18 protein-coding genes and 1 riboswitch are annotated in these 18,026 nt (G+C 71.5%); of the genes, 5 read left to right on the top strand and 13 right to left on the bottom strand.

The window, feature by feature from the left end:
- Nucleotides 1-20: 20 nt before the first annotated feature.
- The 4 genes from SAHL_RS15930 to SAHL_RS15915 form a co-directional block, all read right to left on the bottom strand.
- Entirely contained in the window at nucleotides 21-1,379 is a 1,359-nt protein-coding gene (locus tag SAHL_RS15930) for a cobyrinate a,c-diamide synthase (RefSeq protein WP_123592405.1), read from the bottom strand.
- On the bottom strand, nucleotides 1,376-3,076 hold the full coding sequence (locus tag SAHL_RS15925; protein WP_123592404.1) for an ATP-binding protein: 1,701 nt from the start codon (nucleotides 3,074-3,076) through the stop codon (nucleotides 1,376-1,378). Before SAHL_RS15925 ends, SAHL_RS15930 begins: the two co-directional genes overlap by 4 nt.
- The gene (locus SAHL_RS15920) at nucleotides 3,063-3,833 is read right to left on the bottom strand and encodes a CbtA family protein (RefSeq protein WP_123592403.1); all 771 of its coding nucleotides are present in this window, start codon (nucleotides 3,831-3,833) and stop codon (nucleotides 3,063-3,065) included. The genes SAHL_RS15925 and SAHL_RS15920 overlap by 14 nt, the downstream gene beginning before the upstream one ends.
- A gap of 111 nt (nucleotides 3,834-3,944) precedes the next feature.
- On the bottom strand, nucleotides 3,945-4,139 hold the full coding sequence (locus tag SAHL_RS15915) for a CbtB domain-containing protein (RefSeq protein WP_123592481.1): 195 nt from the start codon (nucleotides 4,137-4,139) through the stop codon (nucleotides 3,945-3,947).
- 37 nt (nucleotides 4,140-4,176) lie between these two features.
- A riboswitch (cobalamin riboswitch) is annotated at nucleotides 4,177-4,385 on the bottom strand.
- 94 nt (nucleotides 4,386-4,479) lie between these two features.
- Between SAHL_RS15915 and SAHL_RS18550 the strand changes: the two genes are divergently transcribed.
- The 3 genes from SAHL_RS18550 to SAHL_RS15900 are packed head-to-tail and all read left to right on the top strand — an operon-like array spanning nucleotide 4,480 to nucleotide 7,275.
- The gene (locus SAHL_RS18550) at nucleotides 4,480-4,968 is read left to right on the top strand and encodes a cobalamin biosynthesis protein (RefSeq protein ID WP_184947773.1); all 489 of its coding nucleotides are present in this window, start codon (nucleotides 4,480-4,482) and stop codon (nucleotides 4,966-4,968) included.
- On the top strand, nucleotides 4,956-6,122 hold the full coding sequence (gene cobA, locus SAHL_RS15905; protein WP_123592401.1) for a uroporphyrinogen-III C-methyltransferase: 1,167 nt from the start codon (nucleotides 4,956-4,958) through the stop codon (nucleotides 6,120-6,122). The genes SAHL_RS18550 and cobA overlap by 13 nt, the downstream gene beginning before the upstream one ends.
- A 25-nt stretch (nucleotides 6,123-6,147) precedes the next feature.
- The gene (locus SAHL_RS15900) at nucleotides 6,148-7,275 is read left to right on the top strand and encodes a cobalt-precorrin-5B (C(1))-methyltransferase (protein WP_123592480.1); all 1,128 of its coding nucleotides are present in this window, start codon (nucleotides 6,148-6,150) and stop codon (nucleotides 7,273-7,275) included.
- Nucleotides 7,276-7,299: 24 nt separating this feature from the next.
- On the opposite strand, the gene cobM is transcribed toward SAHL_RS15900, so the two are convergent.
- Together cobM and cbiE are read right to left on the bottom strand one after the other, a co-directional pair.
- Nucleotides 7,300-8,073 (bottom strand): precorrin-4 C(11)-methyltransferase, encoded by a 774-nt coding sequence (gene cobM, locus SAHL_RS15895; protein ID WP_123592400.1) that lies wholly within the window; start codon nucleotides 8,071-8,073, stop codon nucleotides 7,300-7,302.
- Complete coding sequence (gene cbiE, locus SAHL_RS15890; protein ID WP_123592399.1) at nucleotides 8,070-9,320, bottom strand: precorrin-6y C5,15-methyltransferase (decarboxylating) subunit CbiE; 1,251 nt, start codon at nucleotides 9,318-9,320, stop codon at nucleotides 8,070-8,072. Before cbiE ends, cobM begins: the two co-directional genes overlap by 4 nt.
- A gap of 35 nt (nucleotides 9,321-9,355) precedes the next feature.
- Here cbiE and SAHL_RS15885 point away from each other — a divergent pair, with 35 nt between their 5' ends.
- Nucleotides 9,356-10,105 (top strand): cobalt-precorrin-6A reductase, encoded by a 750-nt coding sequence (locus SAHL_RS15885; RefSeq protein WP_221178003.1) that lies wholly within the window; start codon nucleotides 9,356-9,358, stop codon nucleotides 10,103-10,105.
- On the opposite strand, the gene cobJ is transcribed toward SAHL_RS15885, so the two are convergent.
- Genes cobJ through SAHL_RS15865 form a run of 4 tightly spaced genes read right to left on the bottom strand, consistent with a single transcriptional unit; the run spans nucleotide 10,099 to nucleotide 13,622 of the window.
- On the bottom strand, nucleotides 10,099-10,869 hold the full coding sequence (cobJ, locus tag SAHL_RS15880; protein WP_416235862.1) for a precorrin-3B C(17)-methyltransferase: 771 nt from the start codon (nucleotides 10,867-10,869) through the stop codon (nucleotides 10,099-10,101). The genes SAHL_RS15885 and cobJ overlap by 7 nt on opposite strands.
- A gap of 5 nt (nucleotides 10,870-10,874) precedes the next feature.
- The gene (locus SAHL_RS15875) at nucleotides 10,875-11,603 is read right to left on the bottom strand and encodes a precorrin-2 C(20)-methyltransferase (protein WP_123592397.1); all 729 of its coding nucleotides are present in this window, start codon (nucleotides 11,601-11,603) and stop codon (nucleotides 10,875-10,877) included.
- A complete protein-coding gene (locus SAHL_RS15870) occupies nucleotides 11,600-12,244 on the bottom strand; it encodes a precorrin-8X methylmutase (RefSeq protein WP_123592396.1) in 645 nt (214 codons plus the stop codon). The genes SAHL_RS15875 and SAHL_RS15870 overlap by 4 nt, the downstream gene beginning before the upstream one ends.
- Nucleotides 12,237-13,622, bottom strand: coding sequence for a hypothetical protein (locus SAHL_RS15865; RefSeq protein ID WP_184947771.1), 1,386 nt, complete (start codon nucleotides 13,620-13,622; stop codon nucleotides 12,237-12,239). The genes SAHL_RS15870 and SAHL_RS15865 overlap by 8 nt, the downstream gene beginning before the upstream one ends.
- Nucleotides 13,623-13,772: 150 nt before the next feature.
- Here SAHL_RS15865 and bluB point away from each other — a divergent pair, with 150 nt between their 5' ends.
- Nucleotides 13,773-14,444 (top strand): 5,6-dimethylbenzimidazole synthase, encoded by a 672-nt coding sequence (bluB, locus tag SAHL_RS15860; RefSeq protein WP_123592394.1) that lies wholly within the window; start codon nucleotides 13,773-13,775, stop codon nucleotides 14,442-14,444.
- A 140-nt stretch (nucleotides 14,445-14,584) separates the two neighbouring features.
- On the opposite strand, the gene SAHL_RS15855 is transcribed toward bluB, so the two are convergent.
- The 3 genes from SAHL_RS15855 to SAHL_RS15845 form a co-directional block, all read right to left on the bottom strand.
- Complete coding sequence (locus SAHL_RS15855) at nucleotides 14,585-15,262, bottom strand: YbaY family lipoprotein (protein WP_184947768.1); 678 nt, start codon at nucleotides 15,260-15,262, stop codon at nucleotides 14,585-14,587.
- A gap of 123 nt (nucleotides 15,263-15,385) precedes the next feature.
- A complete protein-coding gene (locus tag SAHL_RS15850; protein ID WP_123592392.1) occupies nucleotides 15,386-16,054 on the bottom strand; it encodes a DNA-3-methyladenine glycosylase I in 669 nt (222 codons plus the stop codon).
- Between the two features lie 162 nt (nucleotides 16,055-16,216).
- The gene (locus tag SAHL_RS15845) at nucleotides 16,217-18,019 is read right to left on the bottom strand and encodes an NAD(P)-binding domain-containing protein (RefSeq protein WP_123592478.1); all 1,803 of its coding nucleotides are present in this window, start codon (nucleotides 18,017-18,019) and stop codon (nucleotides 16,217-16,219) included.
- Nucleotides 18,020-18,026: the final 7 nt, after the last annotated feature.

Raw genomic sequence — 18,026 nt, 5'->3', positions numbered from 1 at the left:
CCGAAGCGTCGGTTGGAGAATCAGGAGACGGCGGTCGTGGCGGTCTGTGCGCCGGCGGTCGATGACCGCGCGGCGCCGCCGAGCAGGGCTGCCGTGGCCGCCGGATTCGAGGCGAAGAACAGATGCAGATAGGTCGCGGTGAGGCCGCGATCTCGCACGATCGCTTCACCGGGCGCGGGATGCCGCGGCCGGCGCCCGTGCGCGATCGGCACCGCGCCGTCGTCAGTGGCCGAACGATGGTGGGCGTGACCGCGGATCTCGCCCTCGGGCAGCGGCGCGGTCTGCATGCCCTGGCAGCCGCCCTTCGCGCGCATCCGCCCGGCGCCGGGAATCAGACCGACCATCCGATGCGTCGGCCCGTCCAGCTCGGTGAGGCTGTCCTGCAGATAAAGCATGCCGCCGCATTCGGCGAGCATCGGCCGGCCCGAGCGATGAAACGCCTGCAGCGCGGCGTGCATCGCGGTGTTGGCGGCCAGATCGGCCGCGTGCAGCTCGGGATAGCCCCCGGGCAGCCAGAGCGCGTCCACGTCCGGCAGCGCGGTGTCGTCAAGCGGCGAGAAATACCGCAGTTCCGTACCCATGCTTTCCAGCAGCCGCTCGTTGGCGGCATAGGCGAAGCTGAATGCGGCGTCCCGGGCGACGCCGATGCGGTGGCCCGCGAGCCACGGCCCGGGCACGGCCGCCGGCTTTCGGGTGAAAGCGACCGGAAGCGGAGCGTCCGGCAGCGATGTTCTTTCGATGCGCTCGGCCGCGGCGTCGAGGGCCGCCTCCAGAGACGCGCCCTGCTCCTGCGCCTGGACCAGGCCGAGATGCCGATGCGGCAGGGCCACCGCCTCGTCCCGGGCCAGGCAGGCCAGCAGCGTCAGGTCCGCGGGCAGCGCCTCGGCGATCAGGTCGGCATGGCGCGCGCTGCCGACACCGTTGGCCACCAGGCCGGCGACCGCCAGTTCCTCGCGGGCGTGCTGCAGTCCGGCGGCCACGGCGGCCGCGGTCTGGGCCATGCCCCGGCAGTCCAGCACCAGGGCCACGGGCAGACCGAATTCGGCGGCGAAGTCCGCGCTTGACGGCTGGCCGTCGTGAAGGCCCATGGTGCCTTCGACCAGAATCAGATCGGCCTCTCCCGCGGCCTCGAACAGGCGCTGGCCACAGTAGTCGGCGCCGGCCATCCACAGATCGAGCGGCTCGACCGCACTCCCGGCTGCCGCGGCCAGAATCTGCGGATCGAGATAATCCGGGCCCGCCTTGAATACCGCCACGCGCCGGCCGCGACGGCGGGCGGCACGTGCCAGCGCGGCCGTCACCGTGGTCTTGCCCTGCCCCGAGGCGGCCGCGCCGATAAGCAGCGCCGGACAGGCGCGTGTCTCGGTTTCGCGGCTCATGACGATACCGCCAGTGCCCGGGGGCTGGCGATGTAACCGCCGCCGAGTCGATTCGCCAGTCGGCGGGCGCGGCCGAGCGGCACGCGGGCGCGCTCGGTGTCGACCACGGCCAGCGCGCCGGGCCAGCACAGCTCCGGGATGTCGTCGCGACAGCGGCCGTCGGTGAACAGCAGCGTGCGCGTGCGCAGCCCGGGTTCCCGGCGTACCAGCCGTCGCAGCCGCTCCTCGGCGATGCGCAGCGCGGCGCGCAGCGGCGTGCCGCCGCCGGCGGGCCATTCGGCGAGCGCGCGCTCGCACTGTTTCGGCGCCCTTTTAGGGGCGATCAGCCAGTCGATCCGGTCGCCGCCGAAGGCCAGTATCGCCAGCCGTTCGCGGGCGCGCCAGGCGTGCCGGGCGATGCCGGCGACCGCCGACCGGGCCTCGTCCTGGGCGGCCTGCCCCAGGGTCGAGGCCGAGGTGTCGAGGAGAATGCAGTTCAGTGTGGCCGGCCGGGTGCTGGCCGGACGGTGCACGAGCCGGCGCGGACGCCGATGCGCGGTGCGCGCCGCATCGCCCAGGGTGCGGAACCAGTCGACGCGCCGCCCGGCCGGGCCTGCGAGCGACGCGCCGCCGCGCGGGTCGCGTCCGGGCCCCGCGCCTCGCCCGGCGACGGCGGTCTGCGCGGCTCGACCGACCGGGTCGGCGTTCGGCAGTGCCGCGGGATCGGTTGTGACGGCGCGCTGCGGCGCGATTCGTCGGGGCGGCAGTCCGCCCCAGGTGTCGCCCTGGCCGCTATCGGCCCGCTCGCTCGACCCCTCGGCACCGCCCTGCCCGCCGGCGGCGCCACCGGAGCCCTCGCCGTCGTCGACGTTCCGCCGATGACAGAGCACGAACTCGGCGACCGCGTCCACGTCTTCCGCGGTCACGTGCTCGCGTGCCTGCCAAGCGGCGTGGGCGACGGCGGCCTGGCGCCAGTGGATGTCCGCGCGAACGCCCTCGACACCCGCGGCCAGGCAGCGCTCGGCGATCGCGTTCTTGATCTCGTCGTTGCAGTCGACCTGCGGCAGCCGGGCGCGGGCGGCCTCGAGGCGTTCGGCGAGCGCGGCCTGGGCCGGGGCGTGCTCGGCGGCGAAGCCCTCGGGGTCGCGCGTGTAGGCCAGTCGCTGATCCACGATCCGACGACGCGTTTCGGCGTCGTAATCGGTATTGAGCACCACGCACAGCCCGAACCGGTCCGCGAACTGGGGCCGCAGGTCGCCCTCGTCCGGATTCATCGTGCCCATGAGCACGAATTCCGCGGCGTGCTCGTGGCTGATGCCGTCGCGCTCGATGCGATTGACCCCGGAGGCGGCCACGTCCAGCAGTACGTCCACCAGCGCATCGGCGAGCAGATTGACTTCGTCGATGTAGAGATAGCCGCCGTGGGCGCGGCCGATGACGCCGGGCTGGTGGGCGACTTCGCCGGTGCCCAGCGCGCGTTCCAGATCGAGCGTGCCGACGACCTGTTCTTCGGTCGCCCCCAGCGGCAGCGTCACGAAACGACCGTCGGCCCGCCGATCGATCGCGGCCAGTGCGCGGGCCAGCGTCGATTTCGCCGAGCCGCGCGGGCCGGAGATGAGCACGCCGGCCAGGCCCGGCTCGATCGCGGCGAGCAGCAGCGCGGTCTTCAGCCGCTCCTGGCCGACGACCGCCGCGAAGGGGAAATCAGCCCGCGGCATGCGCCCCGCCGATCACGTCGCGATCGAGCACCCAGCGTTGCATCGCCCAGCCGCAGGCCACGCCCAGCACCAGCCAGAACACGGCATTGGTCAGCCCGGCGGCCCAGACGAACTGGCCGTGAATGGTCTCCAGCGCGGCCGCGGTGGCGGCGTCGTGGCCGCCATAGGGCGAAGCGGGCATCTCCGGTGCGCCGAACAGATAGGGCAACGGCAGCAGCACGAGCGCCGGCAGCTTCCGCCAGCCCGGCGCGAACACGGCGATGGCCAGGGCCGCCGCGGTCACCGCGGCCGTGAACAGCCACCAGAGCTGGCGCTCGGTCAGGCCGGCCGAGGCCGCGCCGGGCACCTCGGGCGGCAGCCCCAGCGAGGGCGCGACGAACACCACGGCGAAGCCGGCCAGCCCCCAGGCCGCGCCGGTGGCGGCATTCACCGGTGCGCCGCGGCCGCGGGCGGCGATATACATGGCCACCATCAGCAGCAGGCTGAAGCCGATGGCCACGCCCATGTTGGTGACGATCGTGAAGCCGATGCGCTGGGCGCCGTCGGCGGGCGCCCAGGCCGTGCCGTCACCGTGATGGCCGTGGCCAGCCTCGGCGCTGTGTTCGTGTTCGTGGCCATGGGCGTGCCCGTGGCCCTCGGCCTGGTGTTCGGCCGCGGCGATCAGCGGCGCGGTGGAGAACTGCTCGCCGAGACCGAGCAGCGCGCCCACGAGGGCGCCCACCAGCACGGCGCTGAGAATCAAGCGTCGAAAGAGCATCGCGTATCCCGTTGGCATGCACCGGAACGCCGCGGGTCGGCGGCCGGCGCGAATGATCCGTATGACTGGCAGCGCGCACGGCGGGAGCCGCGGCGCGGGCGGGTCATCGGATCAGTGGCAGGGGAAGGTCGCGGAGTGCCGGGTGTCGTGCGCCGCGTTGTGCACCGGCATCAGGTGCGAGAAGCCGACGCCGTAGACGACGAACGCGCCGATGAGCGCCGCGCCGGCGAGCTGAACGATCTCACTGGAAATGGCCGTCGGCCGCGCCTGCGCGCTCCGGGCCGGATTCGACTGCTGGTTCTGCATGTACACACCCGTACGTCATGAGTTGTCGGCGGTCGTGTGACCGCGTCGAGCCAGGGCCGGTCTCCGGGCTTGCGAGCGGGCGGATGCCCGGGTTCGCGCCTTCCCGCGCTGTGCGCAGTGGCCGTGTGCGAACCTGAATCGCTTACCGTTGCGGGGGCAGCAGTGGACTGGTGCCCGTGGGCACGCACCACTTTCCCGATTATCCTTGTCCTGTCGGATCAAGGCACCCTGTCCGAGCGGAGTCTAGGCAGGCGCGTGCCTCCGGTCAAACCGCTGGTCGCGGAGGGATCGGTGGGCATACGGGGTTCGATAACGCCTGTTCACGGTCCAGGGAGACTCAGTGCCGCCGAATTCGTCATACGCCTCGGTACAACGAACACCGCTGTTCGTCGGCATCGGTTGTCGACACGGCTGCGGGTCGGACGTGCTTCGACAGCTGCTCGACGAGACCGCGGCGGCGCTTGCCTTCGACGTCCGTGATGTCCGGGTCATCGCCAGTATCGCCGACAAGCGCGAGGCGCCGGCAATGCGCGAGCTGGCCGCGGTCCTGGGCTGCGAACTCTGGTTCGGAACGGCGGCCCAACTCGCGTGTTTCGATGCGCAGGTGGCACGCCCGTCCGCCGCGGCCCGGGCGCGTTTCGGCGTGGCCAGCGTGGCCGAATGCGCCGCTCTTGCGGCTGCCGCTGCCTGCGGCGGCGATCGCGCGAAGACGCGGCTGCTCGGACCGCGCCGGGCCGGAGCCCGTGCCACCGTGGCTGTCGCAACCGATGCGCGAGAGGACGTACAGTGTCGCCTCGCCCGAGACCACAGGTGCCCATGGCGGGTCTGAACATCCAGCTCAATGCGGACGAGCGGCCGGCCGTGATCGGCGGCGGCGATCGTGCCGCGGCACGGCCGCTGGCGGCGCTCGCCCGCGCCGGGCTGACCGTGCGTCTGTGCTGCGCCGATCCCGAACCGTGGCTGCGTGATCTGATCGAGAGCCGGGCCATCGACTGGCGCCCACGGCCGGCGACGGCCGCCGACGTGGCCGCCGCGCGGCTGGTGATCGCCGCCAGCGCCGAACCGGCATGCGTTCGCGATCTGCGCCGGCTGGCCACCGACGCCGGCCGGCCGTTCCACGACGCCGTCACCGGCGGCGGCGATTTCGTCTTCGAGCCACCGGAGTCGACGCCCGCCGCGCGCGACGATCCCTGGCAGCATGTCCAGGTCTGTCTGGTCGGCGCCGGCCCCGGCGATCCGGGTCTTTTGACGCTGGACGGCGAGCGCGCCCTGCGCGGCGCCGACGTCGTTCTCTACGACCGGCTGGTCTCGCCCCGATTGCTGTCCTGGGCGCCCGCCCACGCGGAGCGTGTGTTCGTCGGCAAGCGCCGCGGTCATCATCATTACCGTCAGGCCGAGCTGAATCGCCACATGATCGCCCTGGCCCGCGCGGGCCGTCGCGTGCTGCGTCTCAAGGGCGGCGATCCGTTCGTGTTCGGGCGCGGCGGCGAGGAGCTGGTCGAACTGGCCGCGGCCGGGGTCGCCACACGCGCCATTCCGGGCATCACCGCCGGTTCCGGCTGCGCGACCTACGCCGACATCCCGCTGACCCATCGCGATCACGCCGCCGGCTGCGAATTCCTCACCGCCCACGGCCAGGCCGGCGAGATGCGCCACGACTGGGCCGCCCTGGTGCGCAGCCGGCATACGCTGGTGATCTACATGGGGGTAATGGCGCTGACCAATCTCTGTCCGGCGCTGGTGGCGCACGGGATGGATCCGGATACGCCGGCGGCGCTCATCGAGCGCGGTACCACGCCGGAGCAGCGGGTGCTCACGGGGTCCGTGACCAGCCTGCCCGCGACGGCGCGACGCCATACCGTCACCTCGCCGGCCGTGCTGATCGTGGGTTCGGTCGTGAGTCTGCGCGAGACGGTGCGCGCCGCGCGTCGCGGTCGCCTGCCCGACCCCGCCGTCGACCATCCGCCCGTACCCCGGGCCTGACGCCGCAACGACCATGGCGATCCCCATGCGCGAAGAGACCGCAGAGAACGGCGATCGGCCGCTGCGCACCGGCTGGACCACGGGCGCCACGGCCACGGCCGCGGCGATGGCCGCCGCCTACCAAGTGCTGGCGGATCGCACGCTGGAACGCGTGCATCTGTCGCTGCCGAAAAATCGCGAAGCGGATCTGGACGTTCACGACTGCCGCCTGATCACCCCGAGCGTCTGCGCCGAAGCGGGTCTGATCAAGGACGCCGGCGACGATCCGGACGCCACCCACGGCGCTCGGGTCTGGGTCCGGCTGACCCTGACCGAGGCCCCCGGCGTCGTCTTCCGGGCCGGCGCCGGGGTGGGCACGGTGACCCGCGCCGGGCTGGCGCTGGCGATCGGCGAGCCGGCGATCAATCCCGTGCCGCGGCGGATGATCGGCGAGCATCTGGCCCGCGTGGCGACGGAACTGGGCCACACGGGCGGCTTCGACGTGACGGTCGGCGTCGACGACGGCGAAGCGATCGCCCAGCGGACCATGAACGCGCGCCTCGGCATCCTCGGCGGGCTGTCGATCCTTGGGACCACGGGCATCGTGCGGCCGTTTTCCTGCGCCGCCTACATCGCCTCCATCCACCAGTCCATCGACGTCGCCCGCGCCAACGGCCGCGCCCACGTCGCGGCCTGTACCGGCTCGACCAGCGAAAACGCGATCCAGACCCACTACGGCCTGCCGGACATGGCGCTGATCGAGATGGGCGACTTCGCCGGCGCGGTGCTCAAGTATCTTCGCCGCAACCCGCTCCCGCAGCTGTCGCTGGTCGGCGGCTTCGGCAAGTTCAGCAAGCTGGCGACCGGGCGGCTCGATCTGCACAGCCGCCGCGGCGGCGTGGACTTCGATTTCCTGGCCGAGCTCTGCGCGGACGGCGGCGCGACGCTGCAGGCCGCGGTGCGCGCCAGCAACACCAGCCTCGAGGCGCTGTCGCATGCTGGCGAAGCCGGCATCGACCTTGATCGCCGCGTGGCCGAGCGTGCCTGGGAGGTGGCTGCCGGCTATCTGCCGCCCTCGAGCGCGCTGGAGGTCTGGGTGATCGACAAGCCCGGACGTCTGCTCGCCCGCGCGGGCCGGCTGGACGTGTCGCTGGCGGATCTCGCCCGCGGCTGAGCCGTTTACCGCGCGCGTCGGTCGTCAGTCCTCGCTGGCCCAGCGGTACTGGCTGACGTGCGCGGGGTCGTAGAGGGCGCTGTCGCGGAAGGCGCCGCTGTCCAGCGCCCCCAACACCCGGCCGACGAAGATGATGGCGCTGCGGCGCGCGGGCAGGTCCGCCGCGGCTTCGACGAGCGCATCCAGCCGGGCGCGGACGACGCGCTCCTCGGCCCAGGAGGCACGCTGCACGATCGCCGCCGGACAGTCGTCGCCGTAATACGGTTGCAGCCGCGCGACCACATCCTCGACGGCCTGCAGCGACAGATGCACCGCCAGCGTCGCGCGACTGGCGGCAAACGCTTCGAGCGTCTCGCCCGGCGGCATGGCCGAGGCGCGGCCCTGGGTCCGGGTCAGAACCAGCGACTGCCCCACCTCGGGCACGGTCAGCTCCTGGCCGAGCGCCGCCGCGGCCGCCGCGAACGCCGGCACGCCGGGCGTCAGCGTGTAGTCGATGCCCGCCGCGCGCAGCCGCCGCAGCTGTTCCGCCAGGGCGCTGTAGACGGCCAGATCCCCCGAATGCAGGCGGGCGACGTCGTGCCCGGCGGCGGTGGCCTCGCGAATACGGGCGATGATCTCGTCGAGCGCCATGCCGGCGGTGTTGATCGCCGCCACGCCGGCCGGCAGATGCGCCAGTACGCCGTCCGGCACCAGCGACCCGGCGTACAGGCACAGACCGCAGGCCGCGATGCGGTCGCGCCCGCGCAGCGTGAGCAGATCGGCCGCGCCCGGACCGGCGCCGATGAAGTGCACGGTCATGCGTTCTCGTCCGTGTCGTCGATGTTGCACCAGAGCGTGATCGGGCGCAGGGCGCGCCAGCCGGCAAAGCCGCCCAGCGGTTCGGCACGGCTGACTGCGATGCGGCGCAGGCTGCCGCCGCTGTCGGCGTGCAGCGCGGCGAGCGCGGCATCGCCCTCGACGGTCACGCTGCTGGCCACGATCCGCCCGCCCGGCGCCAGCGCGGCCCGACAGCGGGCCACCAGCCCCGGTTCGGTCAACCCGCCGCCGATGAACACGGCGTTCGGCGTACTCAGCCCCGCGAGCGCATCCGGTGCGCGCCCGGCCACTGTCTCGAGCGCGGGCACGCCGAGCGCCTCGGCGTTGGCCCGGACCCGGTCGAGCCGGTCGGTCCGGGCCTCGATCGCCACCGCGCGGTTGCTGCGATCGCTAAGCATCCACTCGATAGCGATCGCGCCCGAGCCCGCGCCGATATCCCACAGAGTCTCGTTCTGGCCGGGTGCGAGCAGTGCCAGGATCGCGGCGCGGACCTCGCGCTTGCTGATCTGGCCGTCGTGGGCGAACAGCCCCTCGGGCCGGCCGGGCGTCCGGCCGAGGGCCCGCGTACCGGGGGCGGCGACACAGCGCACCGCGATGGTGTTCAGGGCCTCGGTCTCGGCGGTGGCCCAGCTCTCGGCGTGGCCGTCGACACGCCGCTCGGCGTCGCCGCCCAGATGGGCGAGCACGCTCAGCTGCGACGGGCCGAAACCCTGCGCCGTGAGCCAGGCGGCCAGCCGGGCGGCGGTATGGCCGTCCCAGGACAGCAGCAGCAGGCGGGCGCCGTCATGCAGCGCCGGGCGCACGCGCGAGAGCCGGCGGCCGTGGACCGACAGGCAGGTGACGTCCTGCAGCGCCCAGCCCATGCGTGCCGCGGCCAGCGAGAACGCCGAAGGCTGCGGCCATACCCGCATGCGGTCGGCGGGCACGTGGCGTGCGAGCGTGGCACCGACGCCGTACCAGAAGGGATCGCCGCTGGCCAGCACCGCCACTGCAGTACCGCGCCGGGCGAGGATGGCATCGATGCCCTGGCTCAGCGGCGACGGCCAGACCATGCGCCGGCCGCGCACCGAGTTCGGGAGCAGGGCCAGATGGCGCGCACCGCCGACCACGAGTTCCGCCTCCTGCAGCGCGCGTCGGGCCGGCTCGGGCACGCCGGACCAGCCGTCGAGGCCGATGCCCACCACCGACAGCCACGGCGTCTGGACTTGATCGGCGTGGACGCTGCACATTAGCCGGCCCATCCGATATGACGAGCGTTGTCTCGATGAAACTGCTGCTGCTCGGCGGTACCCGCGAGGCCCGCCTGCTGGCCGAGCGTCTGGCGGTGCGGCCCGGCGTCGAGGCCACCCTGTCGCTGGCCGGCGCGACCCGCCGGCCGGCCGCTTCGCCGCTGGCCACGCGGGTGGGCGGCTTCGGCGGCATCGACGGGCTTGCCGCCTATCTGGAACGCCACGCGATCGACCGGGTGATCGATGCCACCCACCCGTTCGCGGCGGCCATGTCGCACCACGCCGCGATCGCCTGTCGCCGCTGCGGGGTCGCCCTCTGGCGCCTGGCGCGTCCGCCCTGGCGCCCGGGTGCGGAGGACGACTGGATTCACGTCGCCGACCTGACAGCGGCGTCCGCGTGCCTCGACGACCTCGGCCGTCGCGTGTTTCTGACCGTTGGGGCGCGCAGCCTCGGCCCGTTCGCCGATGCGCCCGGCCGCTTCTGGCTGGTGCGCAGCATCGACCCGCCCGAGCCGCCGCCGGCGTTCGATGACTGGCGCCTGATCACTGCCCGCGGCCCGTTCACGGTGGCTGACGAAAGCGCGCTGCTGGCCCGCCATGCCATCGACGTGCTGGTCACCAAGAACAGCGGCGCGCCGGCGATGCGGGCCAAACTCGATGCGGCCCGACAGCGCGGCGTGCGCGTGGTGATGGTCGAGCGCCCCGCCCTGCCCGCGGCGGACGCGGTCTTCGCCACGGTCGATGCCGCCTGCGCGGCGCTTTCCGACCAGGCCGGGCATCAGTAGTCCGCCGGGTACAGGCGCGGGGTGTAGACGCGGGGTCGGCCGTCGGCCGCGGCGATCACCCGCGTGGTGCTGGCACCGACGATGACCAGCGTGCGCATGTCCGCCGCGGCCGGGTCGAAACGAGCCAGGTCGGTGATCGTCAGCGCCTCGTCGGCCCGGCCGACGGCGGTGCCGAGGACCACCGGGGTGGCCGGGGCGCGATGCGCGGCCACGGCCTCGATCGCCGCGCCGAGCTGCCACGGCCGGGCGCGCGATATCGGGTTGTAGAAGGCCAGCGCGAAATCGGCCTCGGCGGCCAGACGCACACGCCGCTCGATCACGGCCCAGGGCTTGAGGTTGTCGGACAGCGAGATCACGCAGAAGTCGTTGCCGAGCGGCGCGCCGGCGCGGGCGGCGACCGCCTGGATCGCCGATACCGCGGGGGTGACGCGGATCTCGACCGCGGCCCAGCGTTCGTGATCGGCCCGTTCGAGGGTCTCCCAGACCGCGGCGGCCATGGCGAAGATGCCCGGGTCGCCGCCGGAGATGACGGCGACGCGCGCGCCGCTCGCCGCCAGATCGAGCGCGTGGGCCGCGCGCGCGGTCTCCTCGCGATTGTCCGAGACGTGCCGGCGCTGGCCGCTGTCGGCGACGCGCTCGACATACCGCTCGTAGCCCACCAGATCGGTCGCGGCGGCGATCACCGCACTCGTTTCGGGCGTCATCCACGCCGAATCGCCGGGGCCGGTGCCCACGACCGCGAGCCAGCCGCCCTCGCCCACCACGGCGCTCATACCCGCTGGCCCGTGCCCGGCAGCAGGACCATGGAGAAATACGGCGCCGGCCCGTCCGGGGCCTCGGACAGCGGCATGACGCGTTCGCCGCCCTGGCTGGCGCGCTCGACGTACCAGGCGCGGTCCGTGGCGCCGAGGGCTTCGAGTGCGGCGCGGATCCGCGGCAGGTTGCGGCCGACCTTCATTACCACCGCGGCCTGGGCCAGCGCGAGGCTGTCGCGCAGCGCCGCGTCCGGCAGCGTGCCGGGAATCACCGTGAGGATGTCGTCGCGCATGGCGATCGGCCGCGGCAGCCGGCCGGCGCCGGCGAGCATCGCCGGCACGCCCGGCACCACCTCGCAGGGCAGGCGCTCGCGCAGGCGCAGGAATATATGCATGAATGAGCCGTAGAAGAACGGGTCGCCTTCGGAGAGCACGGCCACCGAGCGGCCCGCGGCCACATGGGCGGCGACCTGCTCGGCCGATTCATCGAAGAAGCCCTCGATCTGCTCGCGGTAGGCGTCGCAGTGATGCGACAGCTGCGTGGTCACCGGATAGACCATGGGCAGCATGACGTGATCGTCGCGCAGATAGTCCCGCGCGGCCGTGAGCGCGTTGCCCGCCCCCGCCCGCTTGCAGAAATAGGCCACGACGGTGCTGCGCCCGAGCGCGCGCACGGCCTTGACGGTCATCAGTTCCGGATCGCCGGGGCCCGTGCCGACGCCGTAGACCGTGGCTCGGCTCATAGCGCCTCGCTGGCCAGGGCATTGACCGCGGCGGCGGCCATGGCGCTGCCGCCACGGCGCCCGAACAGCGTCAGGTAGTCCAGGCCGAGCGCCTGCGCGGCCAGTGCCTCCTTGCTCTCGATGGCGCCGACGAAACCCACCGGCAGGCCGATGACCGCGGCCGGCCGCGGCGCGCCCGCGGCGATGAGCTCGAGCAGATGAAACAGCGCCGTCGGCGCGTTGCCGATGGCGACCACGGCGCCGTCGAGATTGTCGCCCCAGAGTTCCAGCGCCGCGGCCGTGCGCGTGTTGCCGATCGAGCGCGCGAGCGTCGGCGTGTCGGGGTCGCGCAGCGTGCATACGACGGCGTTGTCGGCGGGCAGACGCCGTCGGGTCACGCCGTGGGCGACCATCTCGCTGTCGCAGAGGATCGGCGCACCGGCCTGCAGCGCGGTGCGCGCCGCGGCGGCCACGCCCGCGGAATGGCGCAGATCCGCCGCCAGGTCGGTCTGCCCGCAGGCGTGGATCATGCGAATGGCCACGTTGCGCAGGTCCGGTGCCAGCCCGTCCAGATCGGCCTCGGCCTCGATGATGGCGAAGGACTTTTCGTAAATGGCCCGCCCGTCGCGGATGTAGTCGTAGTCGACGTGTTGTTCACTCACCTGCGATTTCCGCCTCGCTCAGTTCAAGTAATCGTTGCCGGCCCAGGCGCCGGAACACGGCCAGCGGCGTCTCGCCGTCCTGCCGCTGGGCGACGTGGATGCGTTCCAGCGCCGCCAGGCGCGACCCGGCTGCCGCGACCGCCAGCCCTGTCCACAGCGCCGGCTCGTCCGGCGCTCCGGCGACCACCACATCGTAGCCGCCGGCGCGTCCCACGAGGGTGACCGCTGCCGGCCGGCGATGGGCGCAGCCCTTGGCACAGCCGGATACGTGCAGCCCGACCTCACCGGCGCCGGCCACGGTCGGCGCCCGTGCCGCCAGCGCCAGCGCGTCCGCGCGGGTGGCGGTCGTGGCCTGCGCGCAGCCGCCGCGACCGATGCAGGCCGCCAGCCCCAGGCGCGGATCGCCGGGGGTATCCAGGGCGCCGGCCGCGCGTAGCGCCGCGCTGTCGTTGGCGTCCGCGGCAGGCAGCAGCACCCGGCGGTCCGGCAGCAGCCGCAGATGCTCGCCGCGACGCGCCAGGCCGTCGGCGATCGTCTCCAGCGCGTCGGCGCCGATGCGCCCGAACGCAAAGGCGATCACGTGGCCCAGCCCGTCATGGTACCCCAGAATCGGCGGGCCGCCGGCCCGAGGCGCCGACCGAGGCTCCTTCGCCCGTGGCGGCGGGCAGGCCTCGGCCAGCCGCCGCGCGCCGTCGCGGGCGAGCAGATCACGCATGCGCCGGGGCCCCGGCGACCCGGCGGTCTGCGCGGCGGCGAACCGATCGATGAGCGCAGTGACCGCGGCGGTGAGCACGTCGGCCTGCCAGCAGCCCAGGCTCGTGGCCGAGGCGCGGCTGCCGGCCACCGCCAGCCGCCAGTGCCTGTCATCCAGCGCATCGAGGCGTATATCCGCATGCACCTCGGGAACGCCGAGGCGCCCGCCGCCGTCGATGGCGACGGCGAACTTGTCCGGCAGATCCAGCGTCGCATCGCGCCCGCTGAGTGCGGCATGCAGTCGCTGATGGACCGTCATCGCGTCCGCGATCGCCGCGGTGTCGATATCGGTGGCCGGCGAGATGATTTGATCGGGCAGCGCCGCGGTGGTCTCGTCCTCCATCCAGCCGGCTGCGCGCAGGGCCGCCGTGGTGGCGTCGGGATCGCGTATGCCGCGCAGTTCGAGCTTGGCCCGCCGGGTGAGCAGAACCGCGCCGTCCGCGTGACGCCGGGCGATGGCCGAGAGCCGGCGCAGCGCCGGCCCGTCCACACGCGCTTCCGGCGGCCGCAGACGCAACAGCCATCCGTCCGCCGCGGCCATCGGCCGCAGCGCGCTGGGACACCAGCCGCGACGCCGGTCGGCCGGGTCGGCGGCGGGCGATGTCGGTGGTAGTGTTCGCGTCATGGTCTCCATCCCGCAGCGGCTGCGCCTATCGCCCGAGGCGGCCGCGAGGCGCAGAGCCTTGCAAAGGCGGCCCGGCGAATTCAAACCGATGGGCTGGTGTAGCCTGTGCGCTTCGAGCCGTGAATTGCCAAGCGTGCCGCGACAACGCCCATGACCGAGACCCGCGATTCCCATCGTTACAGTCAGCCGGAGCTGGATGCCGTCTACCGCGTGATCGCCGAGCGGCGCGATATGCGTCATTTCATCGACGCTCCGGTCGATGCCGATGTGCTCCGGCGGCTGCTTGCCGCCGCCCACTACGCGCCCAGCGTCGGTTACATGCAACCCTGGCGTTTCATCCGTGTCTGCAGCCCAGCGCTGCGGCGGGCGCTGCACGACGAGGTCGAGGCCGAGCGTCTGCGCACCGCCGAGATCATGGGGCCACGCAAGCAGGCCTTCATGCAGCTCAAGGTCGAAGGTATCCGCGACTGCGGCGAGCTGCTCGTCGTCGCCCTGACCGACGGTCGCGAGCGGCATGTGTTCGGTCGCCGGACGCTGCCCGAGATGGATCTGGCCTCGGCGGCCTGTGCGATCCAGAATCTCTGGCTGGCGGCGCGCGCCGAGGGGCTCGGCGTGGGCTGGGTGTCGATGTTCGACCCGGCCGCGCTCGTCGATCTGCTGTCGATGCCCGACGGCGCGCACCCGATCGCCATCCTCTGCCTCGGCCATGTGCGCGAGTTCTACGACCGGCCGATGCTGGAAGCCGAGGGCTGGGCGGATCGTCTTTCGCTGGACGCGCTGATCGGCATCGACGGCTGGCCAAGCACGCCCGACGCGGAGTGACCGCTCACCCGGCTCGGGCAGCTAACGCGCCACCGCCCTGCTCAAGCCGTGCCAGTAGCCTCGTGAACGTTATGTTGCCGGTGGCGCGGCCGCAATCCGAGCCCATCGCAACGGTGTGATGCCTGCATGAGGCGCCGGCGTCAGTTCTCGGTCGTGTCGCCGGAATCCCGTTCGCGCTCGCCCGTGCCGTCCTCTTCGCCGCTGCCGTCATCGGCTTCCGGCTCGGCATCGGTGTCCCCGTTGTCGTCATCGACCTCGCTGGGCGACTGGTTCTCGACGACCCGGCAGTCGGTGTGTTCGGTGCCGTCGAGTACCAGCCGCACACCGCCCTCGCGAAAGGTCAGTGCATTGTCGTGCAGGTCGGTGTAGCGGTTGTCGCCGGCCGGCTGCAGCTCCAGGCGGCGATTGCCCAAGCGCAGGATCGCCCGCGTTCCGGCGGTTGCGGCCGCGAGATGGAAACCGTCCTCGCAGCGATACTGGGTGAAATCGGGTGTCTGCGGCTGCGGTGTCGCCTCGAGCTCGATCGTCACGGAGGTATCGGTGGATATGTCGTCGATGGCGAGCGGCTCGGGTGTCGTCCAGCGCACGTTGCCGTCGCCGTCGGTGATCTCCGCACGCAGTCCGTAGCGGCCCTCGCCCTCGAGCAGGCTCGGGTCCACGGAGATATCGAACTCGATCGGCTTGCTGCCCAGTTCGTGCAGCGAGCGTTCCGCGACGATGCGCTTGTCGGCGCCGGTCTCGCTGCGCTCGACCATGCTTACCCGCGCGTTCGAGCCGGCCGGGATCTTGGCGTTGCCTGCATAGGTCAACTCGCCCATGAGCTTGACGGGCTGGGGTTGGTCGGAACCGCAACCTCCGAGCAATACAAGGAGCAGTAATAGAACGGAGGCATACCGGGGCCCGCGGCCCCAACCCTTTTTTAAGTGCATTAAATACCGCGTCTAGTCAATTGAAAAAGCGAGAATCTGGCTGATCTGGCACAGCGGACGGTCGGATTCTGCCTGCCAGCCATTGAACAGGGCCTGAATCTCGGCGTGGGCGTTGCGGGTATGCGATTTGCCGCTGTAGGCCTGCCACTGCGCCATCGCCTTGACGACCCAGTCGGTCAGCATGAACGTGTCCTTGCCCGCCATGCGCAGGAAAGCGGGTCCGGAACGACCGCCGAGCTGGGTGAAGCGCTGGCGCAGCTCGTGCCACAGATCCACGATCTCGTCTTCGGGCCATTCGGCCAGCCAGAATCCGAAGCTGCCGAACTCCGCGATGATCGCCTGCATCGCCACGGCGTTGTTGCGGACGGCGAATATCTTTCTCCGATGACGGATCAGCGTCTCGTCGGCGGCGAGTCTCTTGAGGTCGTCGTCATCGAGGGCAGCGACAGCGGCCGGGTCGAAGTCATCAAAGGCGATCTCGAACGCCGGCCAGCGCGCATCCACCAGCCGATGGGTCAGCCCCGCCCGGAAGATGCGGCGACACATGACGGACAGGTAGCGATCGTCGCCGATCATGGCGAGCGATTCGGCGGGCTCGGGGCGAATCAGACGGGATTCGAGCGCGTCGCCTCCGCCGAGGCGCTCGCGAGCCGATTGTTCTATGGCGCTGAAAGCGGTCATGAAAGCGCGTCGTGGCCCAAACGCGCATCAGTCTAACCCATCGGCGCACACGGCATGGACGCGCCGCTGCGTCACGAACGCGGCGCCTGCACGGCACGCGCACAATCCGGCCACAGCGACGCTCGAGCCGCCGTGGCCTTTTATTTCATAATTTTATAGCCATCAACTCAAGTGATGCGTGGGCTGAAGACCGTAAACCGGCGTCTCGAAACCCTCCATACGCGCCTTGAGCTGAAGCGCGAGATAGTGCGAGTAATATCTTGATTGGGCGAGATTACCGCCGTGAAACCATAGTCCGGGCTGCTGGGTCGGCTTCCACATATTGCGCTCTTCGCCTTCCCAGGGGCCCGGGTCCTTGGGTGTGTCGGAACCGAGCCCCCAGACCTTGCCGACCTTGTCGGCGACGTCCTGGGAGATCAGGTCTGCGGCCCAGCCGTTCATCGAGCCGTAGCCGGTGGCGTAGATGATCACGTCCGCCGGGATCTCGCGTCCGTCCTCCAGCACGACGCTGTCCTCGGTGAGACGGGCCACTTCCGAGCCGCTGGCGAGCTTGATCCGGCCGTCGATGATCATCTGGGAGGCGCCGACGTCGATGTAGTAGCCGGAGGCGCGGCGCAGATACTTCATGAACAGGCCGGAATCGTCGGGGCCGAAATCGAGCATGAATCCGGCCTGCTCCAGGTCGCGGTAGAACTCGGCGTCGGCCTCGCGGATCTGGTCGAAGGCGGGCTTCTGAAAATCGGCCATGATGCCGTACGGGATCGAGGCGAACAGCAGATCCGCTTTTTCGGTGGTGATGCCGTTGGCCACGGCCTCCTCGGAATACAACGGGCCGAGCGCGTACTTCATCAGCGAATCGGACTTGGTGATGTGCGTCGACGAGCGCTGGATCATGGTCACGTCCACCCCGGCCTCGGCGAGCGCGGCGCAGATGTCGTGGGCGGAGTTGTTCGAGCCGACGACCGCGACCCGCTTGTCCTCCATGCCGTCCGGCCCCGGGTGTTCCGAGGAATGCTGCTGGATGCCGGCGAAGATGTCCTGGCCGGGAATCGACGGTGTGTTGGGCTTGGCCGACATGCCGGTGGCCAGCACGAGCTGCTTCGGCTGCAGGGTGATCTCGCGGCCCTCGCGTTCGACCACCACCGTCCAGGTTTCACTGGCCTCGTCGTAGCTGGCGCGCTTGGCTTCGGTGGAACCCCAGAAGTTGAGTTCCATGACCTTCGCGTACATCTCCAGCCAGTCGCCGATCTTGTCCTTGGGCGCGAACACCGGCCAGTTCTTCGGAAACTTGATGTAGGGCATGTGGTCGTACCAGACCGGATCGTGCAGGCAGAGCGACTTGTAGCGCTTGCGCCAGGAGTCGCCGGGGCGCTCGTTCTTCTCCACGATCAGCGCGGGCACGCCGTGCTGGCGGAGCCGCGCGCCGAGCGCGATGCCGCCCTGGCCGCCGCCGATGATCAGCACATAGGGCTGGGTGCTCACGCCGAGATTCGCCAGCTCCGCCTCGCGTTCCTCGGCCCAGGTCGGCTCGCCCTGCTCGTCGCCGTGCTTGGCACCCAGGGGACGCGAGTGGCCGCTGGGCTCCTCGTAGCCCTTGAGCTCGTGCATGGTGGTCAGCAGCGTCCAGATCAGGCCGTCCTTGAGACGGATATAGCCGTAGCCGCGGGCGACCTCGGTCTCGAATTCGATGAAACCCTCGGTGACGCCGTCGGCGTGGGCCGGTGTTTCGTTGTCGTCGACCGTCCAGTCGCGGGGCTTGACCTCGTCGAGCCGGGTCTCGAGCATGTCGCGCACCCCGGCCTTGCCCTCCACGGTCTTGATGTTCCAGGTGAAGGCCACGAGATCGCGCCAGTAGCAGTCCTCGGTGAACAGCGCGAGCGCATCCTCGATGTTGCGCTCGGCCAGCGCCCGGTCGAGCGCGGACAGCACGTTCTGAATCTTCGTGTCTGCTGCGGTGTCGAGCATATAGTCT

Source organism: Salinisphaera orenii subsp. halophila YIM 95161, assembly GCF_003732545.1.
GTDB classification, from domain to species: Bacteria; Pseudomonadota; Gammaproteobacteria; order Nevskiales; family Salinisphaeraceae; genus Salinisphaera; species Salinisphaera orenii_A.
The sequence above is the reverse complement of the archived record's forward strand: the minus strand, read 5'-3'. Positions and strand labels throughout refer to the sequence as shown.